9 protein-coding genes are annotated in these 8,710 nt (G+C 64.1%); 6 read left to right on the top strand and 3 right to left on the bottom strand.

The genetic code is table 11. The features are described from left to right. Positions 1–47: 47 nt before the first annotated feature. Entirely contained in the window at positions 48–740 is a 693-nt protein-coding gene (locus LQ956_RS00850) for a TIGR04211 family SH3 domain-containing protein (protein WP_238622549.1), read from the bottom strand. Positions 741–978: 238 nt separating this feature from the next. Between LQ956_RS00850 and LQ956_RS00855 the strand changes: the two genes are divergently transcribed. After that, a complete protein-coding gene (locus LQ956_RS00855; RefSeq protein WP_238622548.1) occupies positions 979–1,410 on the top strand; it encodes a rhodanese-like domain-containing protein in 432 nt (143 codons plus the stop codon). A gap of 32 nt (positions 1,411–1,442) precedes the next feature. Here LQ956_RS00855 and LQ956_RS00860 read toward each other — a convergent pair whose 3' ends face one another. Then, positions 1,443–2,858 (bottom strand): hypothetical protein, encoded by a 1,416-nt coding sequence (locus tag LQ956_RS00860; protein ID WP_238629165.1) that lies wholly within the window; start codon positions 2,856–2,858, stop codon positions 1,443–1,445. A 246-nt stretch (positions 2,859–3,104) separates the two neighbouring features. Between LQ956_RS00860 and LQ956_RS00865 the strand changes: the two genes are divergently transcribed. The 5 genes from LQ956_RS00865 to LQ956_RS00885 all read left to right on the top strand — a co-directional run bounded on the left by LQ956_RS00865 (position 3,105) and on the right by LQ956_RS00885 (position 7,865). Continuing rightward, positions 3,105–3,428 carry a hypothetical protein gene (locus tag LQ956_RS00865; RefSeq protein WP_238622546.1) on the top strand — a complete coding sequence of 108 codons (324 nt, stop codon included), beginning with the start codon at positions 3,105–3,107 and terminating at the stop codon, positions 3,426–3,428. 74 nt (positions 3,429–3,502) lie between these two features. Further along, positions 3,503–4,015, top strand: a complete 513-nt coding sequence (gene fabA, locus LQ956_RS00870) for a 3-hydroxyacyl-[acyl-carrier-protein] dehydratase FabA (RefSeq protein WP_238622545.1) — start codon at positions 3,503–3,505, stop codon at positions 4,013–4,015. Between the two features lie 75 nt (positions 4,016–4,090). After that, complete coding sequence (locus LQ956_RS00875; RefSeq protein ID WP_238622560.1) at positions 4,091–5,557, top strand: glutamate-cysteine ligase family protein; 1,467 nt, start codon at positions 4,091–4,093, stop codon at positions 5,555–5,557. Further along, positions 5,551–6,585 (top strand): M14 family metallopeptidase, encoded by a 1,035-nt coding sequence (locus LQ956_RS00880; RefSeq protein ID WP_238629166.1) that lies wholly within the window; start codon positions 5,551–5,553, stop codon positions 6,583–6,585. Before LQ956_RS00875 ends, LQ956_RS00880 begins: the two co-directional genes overlap by 7 nt. A 149-nt stretch (positions 6,586–6,734) precedes the next feature. Beyond that, positions 6,735–7,865: an acyl-CoA desaturase gene (locus LQ956_RS00885; RefSeq protein ID WP_238629167.1), complete on the top strand. Its 1,131-nt coding sequence runs from the start codon at positions 6,735–6,737 to the stop codon at positions 7,863–7,865. 29 nt (positions 7,866–7,894) lie between these two features. Here LQ956_RS00885 and LQ956_RS00890 read toward each other — a convergent pair whose 3' ends face one another. Further along, the gene (locus tag LQ956_RS00890) at positions 7,895–8,704 is read right to left on the bottom strand and encodes a transglutaminase domain-containing protein (RefSeq protein ID WP_238622542.1); all 810 of its coding nucleotides are present in this window, start codon (positions 8,702–8,704) and stop codon (positions 7,895–7,897) included. Positions 8,705–8,710 lie beyond the last annotated feature (6 nt).

Consider the following 8,710-nt stretch of genomic DNA (forward strand, 5'->3'; position numbering starts at 1 on the left):
CCCAGCCTGCCCCCCATTGTGGCAAGCCGGGGGAGGCACATCCGGGCTCAGTCGATCCAGCCACTCTGCCGGCGCCGCCAGCGAATGCGGGTCAGGATGATCCCCAACAGCAGGCTACCGACGGACACACCGGCCCCCACCAGGAACCAGTCCCGGCGCACATTCTCCTGCAAGGCCCGGTTCTGATCCTGGAGCGCGCCAACCCTGGACTGTTCCTGAGACAGCGCTTGCGCCAGGGCCTCGTTGCGGCGGGCGGTCTCCAGAGGTTCGGCCGCCACCTCGCGCAGGGTTTCCAGTTCCCGCTCCAACTCGGCCACCCGTCCGGCCAGACCATCGGCCCGCTGGGTTTCGCTATCCCGCTCAGCCGTCAGACTACGAATCCGGTCTCCCTGTTCCCCACGATTTTCGTCCAGCTGTTGTATGCGACGCTCGGCCTGGACCAAACGTTCCCTGGCATGGGGGCGATTCATGAGGAAACGGCTCTCGATCCAGCCCTCGGTCCCGTTGGCCGTACGGACCAGGGTATAGCCGTCGTCATCCACCTGCAGTACGGTCACCTCGGTGCCACTGGTGAGAAACTGCAAAATTCGATGCTGCAGCGTCTTGCCGGTGCGGATATGGGCACTGAGCTCGTCGGAGATATAGGCCGTGCCCTGGGCCTGGACCAGACCGGGCCAGGCGGTGGCCAGCAGCAGGATGACCAGGATCAGGGACGGCAGGGGTACCAGGGGGCGTTTCACGAAAGATGTCCTTTGCTTGTCGGTCATGGATCAGGCGCGCCTATTCTAAGCGGACCCCCGGCAAAACCGGGGACGGCAGGGCTGCTACTTGTGCCGAAGATCACAAAAACACGGCCGATCCGCCCCCCGCACAGGGTGACGGAAGAAGGCCACTCCCCTACTCTATCAGCCTTGCAGGCCTGCAGACTGAGCGCCTGTCCCGGGATTACGTCACAGCCAACCACCGGAAGCAAATCCCATGTCAGAGAAAGACCCGGCACACCTGAGTCCACAGGAAGCCCATGAGCTGCTCAAGAAAAACCCCAGAGCCCTGCTGATCGACATACGCTCCAGCATGGAGTTCCTGTTTGTCGGGCACCCGGTCGGGGCCGTGCACATCCCCTGGATGGATGAACCGGACTGGACCCTGAACCCAAGGTTCGTGCCCGAGGTGCGCAAGTTGCTGCTGGGCAGTGTCGGCACCGAGTCAACCCGCGAAACCTGCGCGCCGATCATCCTCATCTGCCGCAGCGGCAAGCGCTCCCTGGACGCAGGGCGGCTACTGACCAGGGAAGGTATCCCCAACGTGTACCACATCGGCGAAGGCTTTGAAGGGGAACTGGATGACCGGCACCACCGCTCCAGCCTGGGCGGCTGGCGTTTCCATGGGCTGCCCTGGGAGCAGTGCTGACCCGCTCTCGTTCCGTGCGGGGGTCCGGGACATCACGCTTTCGTGGATGCCCTGGACCGCTGCCATCGCCGCACGCGATGCTCCAGCCGCAGGGGCAGGAACAGGATCAGATCGTAAAGCCGAGGCAGGAACCGGGACAGCAGCCGCATCATGCGGGCGAGATGAAAGCTCAGGAATGCCAGTAACTGCAGCACCACCACAGCCCACCAGCCCACCAGCACCCCCATGGCCTGCATGAACAGCTGCAGCGGCAGTGCGGTCAGCGCCAGCAGCAGGGTCATCAGCCCGCCCAGGGATAGCAGTGTCAGCAGTGAAAGCCATTCCAGCGACACCGGCACCAGGTCCGGTTCTCCCTCCAGAAGCCGACCCAGCGCGTCCTCATGCACGATGAACAGCTCGCGGGATGCAGCCAGCGATCCGGACAGCCAGACCAGCAGCCCCAGCAGCAGGATCCCGCCCCACATCAGACGTCTTCTCCCCGCTGCGTCCCAACTGGCCACCATGGGTAGCAGGGAGGTCACCCCCCTGGACTCCAGAATCATGGCGCCGACCACCACCGGCATCAGCAGGAACAACAGGGTTGCCAGCGCCGACAGGCCGAACCCGTCGCCCTCCGGGGGATACCAGCCCAATATCTCCGTGACGGGCATGAGCAGCAGGTTGAAATTCATAAACCCCGTCAGCAGGAGCAGTCCAAGCAACAAGAGGCTCACCGCCAATTGACCCACCGATGCCAGGGTGAGGGCGGGCGGGGGCATGCTCCGGTCCTTGAGACGCTGATACTGGGACAGCGTCACGTCCAGGTGTCGCGCCTGGTCCCGCACCGCAACCACGCCTTTTTCCAGGTCGGACAGCCGGTCACCCAGGGCTCGCCACTCCGGTAACAGGCCGCGCAATATCTTCAGGCGCTCCCGGTTGCCGTGGCGATATTCATCCAGGGTATCCCGACCCGCGCGGGCCAGGGTATCGTGGATCTCCTGCAGCACGGTGTTCACACGAGGGTCGGTTTTCGCGGGGGCCTCGCCCAGGGCCTGGGCGGTCCGTATCCAGACGGGCTCTTCGGGAACCTGATCCCGGGTCTGCCGGTAATCCTCCTCCAGCCTTTCGATCTGCTCGGCAATACGCCGCTGCAGGATGGCATATCCGCCCAGATCCCGGTTCAAACGGTGATGGATACCCCGGCACTCCCGGTCCACCCTCAGGTGCAGGCGTTGCAGCGCCACACCGCGCAGATACGACTGATGACGATGACGCACCTTGCGGCCCGCAAACCTCAGCCCATGGGCGGCGGCACGAAACTGCCATTCCAACAGGCGAAAGGCCTGTCTCAGCGCAGGGCGCAGCCAGGGGCGGCTCAAGTAAAGGAGCAGGATCCCGATAATCATCCAGATCAGGATGGACACACCCAGGTTATCCGCCCACAGGCCCCAGAGATCTTCACTGCTCATTCATCAACTCCCGGTTTTCGGTACACGTGGTCGGCGGGCGGCTTAAAGTTTTCCGGCGGACGGCCGACAAATCTATTGAGGCCATCCTGTTCCAGGCTACCCCGTTCTACAGTACCTGGACTGATGGGCTCAAATTCCATGACAAGAAAAGGTCTGATCCGGGCTTGAAATGGGGCCCAGCGGCTGCACTACCGCACGAATATGCCGAAAGACAATCGGATCATGCAATCCAATAGAGACTGACCCATGGACCGAAGCCAACTGGAACTGAAAATAGGCGCCCAGCTCAGCCCCTACCGGGAGATGCCGGATATGACGGCCGGGGCTGCCGTGCTGGGCTTTCTCCCCGCGTTCATGGACATACAAACGCACGAGACGCACCTGTCCATCAACGATGATGGTTCGCTGGCGGTCATCCACCTGCTGGATGGACTACCGGATCACTGGGTGATCGAACGGGATGAGCAGGGTCGCATCACCGCGCTCAAGGACGGGATTGTCGCCGGCTTCATGCGCCAGGGTCGGTTCTTCACACGCTCGGAACTGGCACGGCTTCGCTGGGACGCCTGAAACCGGATTTCCCCTTGTGCCCGAGGGCGTAATCCGGTCCAATAGGCGGCTCCTTATCGCCAGACACCCGACCCATGCGAAAGAACAGTTACGAGCGCGAAGAACTTCTGCAGTGCGGCCACGGAGAGATGTTCGGCCCCGGCAACGCCCAACTACCGGTCCCGAACATGCTGATGATGGACCGCGTCAACCATATCAGCGACGAAGGCGGCGCCTTCGGCAAGGGTGAGATGCGTGCCGAACTGGATATCACTCCCGATCTCTGGTTCTTCGACTGTCATTTCCCGGGTGACCCGGTCATGCCCGGCTGTCTGGGCCTGGATGCCATGTGGCAGCTGGTGGGCTTCTACCTGGCCTGGATCGGCAATCCCGGTCGCGGCCGCGCCCTGGGCGTGGGTGAAGTGAAGTTCACCGGTCAGGTCCTGCCCAGCGCCCAAAAAGTCACCTATCAGGTGGACGTCAAGCGCGTCATCACCCGCAAGCTGGTGCTGGGTATCGCCGACGGTCAGGTGCTGGTGGATGATCGCCTGATCTACACCGCCAAGGACCTGCGGGTCGGCCTGTTCACCTCCACCGACGGTTTCTGACGCCACTTTCCTCCCGTTTGACCTGTGAGCCCTGATCGACGACGATCAGGGCTCACGCACATCCGGGGGATGACCGTGGGCCAGGAGATCGACCACACGCACTTCAAGGCCGGCGATTTCGCCCGCTTCCGGGCCTATTTGGAGGCTGAAACCCGGCTGGCCCACGACCTGTTCCAACAAGGTCGTTTCGATCACGGCGATCCACTGGCAGGATTCGAGATCGAAGCCTGGCTGCTGGACCGGCATGAAGGACCCGCGCCGCTCAATGAGGCCTTCCTGCAGCAATTCGACGACCCCATGGCCACCCCCGAGCTGGCCGCCTTCAACATTGAAGTCAACACCCGCCCCCACCCCCTGATCGGTCGCGCCCTCACCCGGATCCACCGGGAGATGTCGGCCACCTGGCAGCAAGCCCGTCAGGCCGCGGCCGCCGTCGGCGCGCGCGTCCTGATGACCGGCATCCTGCCCACCCTGCGCCCGGAACATCTGCGCTTGGGCAACATGTCATCCATGAAACGCTACCGGGCCCTGAATCGGGAGGTCTTCCGCTCCCGGCAGGGACGGCCGGTGCGGCTGGACATCGCCGGCCGGGAGCATCTTCTGCACCTGCACCGGGATGTCATGCTGGAAGCCGCCACCACCTCGTTCCAGATCCATCTGCAGACGCCACCGGATACGGCCCACCAAGTCTATAATGCAGCCATCATCGCTTCGGCTCCCATGGTGGCCGCCGGCGCCAATGCCCCCTTCCTGTTCGGCAAGGACCTGTGGGACGAGACCCGGATTCCCGTCTTTGAGCAGGCCGTGGAGATCGGCGGCTACGAGGACGCGGCCCGGGGCCCCCTGCGCCGGGTCAGCTTCGGCTCCGGCTATGCCCGGGAATCCATCCTGGAATGCTTCGACGAAAACCAGGCGCACTTCCCGGTCCTGCTGCCCATGTGCAGTGACACCCCGCCGGAGCAGTTCGCCCACCTACGCCTGCACAACGGCACCATCTGGCGCTGGAACCGTCCATTGATCGGGTTTGACGATGAGGGCCGGCCCCACCTCCGGATCGAACACCGGGTCCTGCCGGCCGGCCCGACCCTCACCGACAGCGTGGCCAACACCGCCTTCTTCTACGGGCTGGTGGAGGACCTGATCACCGAGCCCGGCGGACCCGAAACCCTGATTCCCTTCGCCGCCGCCAAGGACAACTTCTACCAGGCGGCCCGCCTGGGCCTGGGTGCCGTCCTGCAGTGGCGCGACGGGCAGCGCATCGGCACACGGGACCTGATTCTGGACGAGCTGCTGCCCCGGGCCCGTCATGGCCTGCAGCGCCTGGGACTGGCCCGGGCGGACAGCCATCACTACCTGGAGATCCTGGCCGAGCGGGTGCGGACGGGCCGCAACGGCGCCCGGTGGCAGCGGGACTTCGTTGCCCGGCACGGGCGGGACATGATCGCGCTGACCCGGGCCTGCCGCCGACACCAGGCCACCGATGCGCCTGTGCATCAATGGGATCTTCAACTCGTCGCCGCAGAGGACTCAGAATCATGCTGAGACAGCAGGAAGGATTGCCCGCAGGCTTTCTGGATACCCCGGCCGAGGCCCTGCATCGCATCGTCCCGGAACCGACCCTGTTTCATCTGCCGGGACGCCGTTCGCCCGCCCTGTTCGTCTCCATCCTGCTGCACGGCAACGAACCGGTCGGCCTGCACGCCATCCAGCAGATGCTCGGTACACTGCCGACGAGCGAACTGCCCAGGGGCCTGAGCCTGTTCGTAGGTAATGTGGCGGCCGCCCGGGACGGTGTACGCCGTCTGGAAGGACAGGCGGACTTCAACCGCATCTGGCCGGGCACGGAGGCACCGGACGGCCCCGAATCCCGGCTTGCCGCCGAAGTGCTGGAAACCATGAGGTCACGGGGCGTCTTTGCCAGCGTGGACATCCACAACAACACCGGCCTGAACCCCCACTATGCCTGCATCAACCGGCTCGACCATCGCTACCTGCGTCTGGCCACCCTGTTCAGCCGTACGGTGGTGTATTTCATCCGCCCCCGGGGGGTGCAGTCCATGGCCTTTGCCGAGCTGTGTCCGGCGGTGACCCTGGAATGCGGCAAACCCGCCGACCGGCATGGTGTGGATCATGCGGCGGACTATATCCGCGCCTGTCTGAACCTGGCGGAACTGCCGGATACCCCGGTCCCCGCCCACGATCTGGACCTGTTCCATACCGTCGCCCAGGTAAAGATCCCCCCCGAGGTACGGATCAGTTTCAAGGACCCGGAGACGGACCTGCTGTTTGCCCCGGACCTGGATCACATGAACTTCCGGGAACTGCCCGCAGGTACGGTACTGGGCACGGTCAATGGGGGCCGCTCGCTGCCGGTCACGGCCCATGACGAGCAGGGAGCGGAGGTCTCGCCCCACTATTTCGTCGTGGAACACGAACGCCTGGTGCTCAGGCGCCCCATGATGCCCTCCATGCTCACCCTGGATGAACGGGTGATCCGCCAGGACTGCCTGTGCTATCTCATGGAGCGGATGGACGGACAGCCGGAAAACTCACACCCGGCGTCCGAGTGACCGGCCAAAACGGGTGATGGAGACGGCATCTTTCAGCAGGGACAAGGTCAAAGGTTCATGGCCCGCCCCTGAGCCGCCCCTGAGCCGCGCTTGAGCCGCCCCCCGGGCAAGGCCGGGTTGTATGACCAAATCTTTCCGAGGGACCCACCATGTCCGGACACAAGCCCCCCATCGCCTGGTCCACGGCGACCTTCTTTCTCCTCACCAACCTTGCCGCCGTCACCCTCGTCCCCTGGTGGGGACTGACCCAAGGCTACAGCGTTGCGGCCTGGGCGGCCTTTTTCGTGCTCTTCGCCCTGGGCGGTCTGAGCATTACCGTCGGCTACCATCGGCTGTGGGCGCACCGGACCTTCAAGGGACGCTGGCCCCTGCGTCTCGTGCTGGCCATCTTCGGCGGCATGACGCTGCAAAACAGCATCTACAACTGGGTTGCCCGCCACCGCATCCACCATCGCTTCGTGGATGACATGCAGCGGGACCCCCACTCCATCAAAGTCGGTTTCTGGCATGCCCACATGGGCTGGATGATGCGCGAGTGGCCCGCCACCCAGGCGGACTACAGCCAGGCCCGCGATCTTGAAAATGATCCCATCGTCATGTGGCAGCACAAATATTACTGGCCACTGGCCTGGACCACGAATCTGGGGATTCCCCTCGCCCTGGGTTTTCTCACCGGCGACCTGGTGGGCATGGTGCTGCTTGCCGGGGTGCTGCGCCTGGTGATCAGCCATCACTTCACGTTTTTCATCAACTCCCTGGCCCACAAATGGGGCCGGCAGCCTTACAGCGAGGATAACACCGCGGTGGATAACGCCCTGGTCGCCCTGCTGACCTGGGGCGAGGGCTATCACAACTACCACCACGCCTTCCAGAACGACTACCGCAACGGCGTGCGCTGGTGGCACTACGACCCCTCCAAATGGATCATCAACCTGTGTGCCTGGACGGGCCTGGCCCATGGCCGGCGAAGCATCCCGCAGTTCAAGATCCAGCGCGCCCGTCTTGACCTGCAATTCCGCAAGCTTCAGGAACGGCTGAACAAGGAAGGCGTTGCGCCCACCTGGCGGGAGGTGCTGGATCGGGAATACCAACAGTTCAAAGACACGGTGCAACAGTGGCAACAGCTTCAGTTGCGTCGGGTCCAGGCGGGCACGGCGGCCATGCGCGACCGCTGGGTCAGCACCGAGCTGCGAACCTCGTTCAAGGAACTGGAGTACCGGCTGAAGATGCAGCGGCGGCGCCTGCGGGCACTGAGCGCCATCGCCGGGGGACCCACATAGGGCACGCCCGGCCCGAATGGGCGCGGGACTCAGGAAGGGGTTTCGCCGACCGGCACCGTGATCTGTTCCACGAACACATCCATCCGCGACGGCAGCACCAGCGGACCGAACTGATTGAACACGGGGACGTCCGCCGCATCCCGCCCATAGCCCAGGCGAACCCGGCCGGGATCCGGCTTTGCCCGGGTAGGGTCAAAGGAATACCACTGTCCCCCCACAAAGGCCTCGAACCAGGCATGCAGATCCATGGGCTCCAGCCGATGCAGGTAGCCCACCACATAACGGGCGGGGATGCTCAGGCTCCGACACAGGGCGATGCCGACATGGCTGAAATCCCGGCAGACGCCGTTACGCCGATTAATGGCCTCCAGTGCGGAAATCGGCGCCGGATCGGAGTCAGTGAGGTAGCCCAGGTGCGCATGGGTCCAGCGGGTGATCGCCTCGACCTGATCATAGCCGGGAATGCAGCCCGCCACGATCTCGCCGGCCAGACGGCCCAACCGGTCCGAGTCGCAGTAACGACTGGGCGTCAGGTACATCAGGGCCTGATCCGGCAGGTCCTGGATCAGGACGAAGGGCGCGCCGGGCGCCTGCTCCAGGGTGGCCGGCACCTGCACATCGGAACGCACTTCCACCTTGAAGTGACCGGGCGGTGCCGTCAGGCGCTGCCACAGGTTACCGTACATGTCGGTGTACTCGATGATCGGCATGCCGGGAAAGACGGCATAACGATCCTGCGCCACCCATTGATGGGCATCACTGCGCGGCCTGAGCAGGAGCAGCATGGGACTTTCCACCTGAAAACTCATTTCCAGGGTACAACCGACTCGCAACCACATGGACCG

Source organism: Ectothiorhodospira lacustris (genome assembly GCF_022227845.1).
Lineage (GTDB): Bacteria > Pseudomonadota > Gammaproteobacteria > Ectothiorhodospirales > Ectothiorhodospiraceae > Ectothiorhodospira > Ectothiorhodospira lacustris.

Coding starts and splice junctions, on each gene's coding strand:
- LQ956_RS00865 (WP_238622546.1), top strand. CDS start 3,105: ATGGACCGAAGCCAACTGGAACTGAAAATAGGCGCCCAGCTCAGCCCC.
- LQ956_RS00855 (WP_238622548.1), top strand. CDS start 979: ATGTCAGAGAAAGACCCGGCACACCTGAGTCCACAGGAAGCCCATGAG.
- LQ956_RS00890 (WP_238622542.1), bottom strand. CDS start 8,704: ATGTGGTTGCGAGTCGGTTGTACCCTGGAAATGAGTTTTCAGGTGGAA.
- fabA (WP_238622545.1), top strand. CDS start 3,503: ATGCGAAAGAACAGTTACGAGCGCGAAGAACTTCTGCAGTGCGGCCAC.
- LQ956_RS00860 (WP_238629165.1), bottom strand. CDS start 2,858: ATGAGCAGTGAAGATCTCTGGGGCCTGTGGGCGGATAACCTGGGTGTG.
- LQ956_RS00885 (WP_238629167.1), top strand. CDS start 6,735: ATGTCCGGACACAAGCCCCCCATCGCCTGGTCCACGGCGACCTTCTTT.
- LQ956_RS00880 (WP_238629166.1), top strand. CDS start 5,551: ATGCTGAGACAGCAGGAAGGATTGCCCGCAGGCTTTCTGGATACCCCG.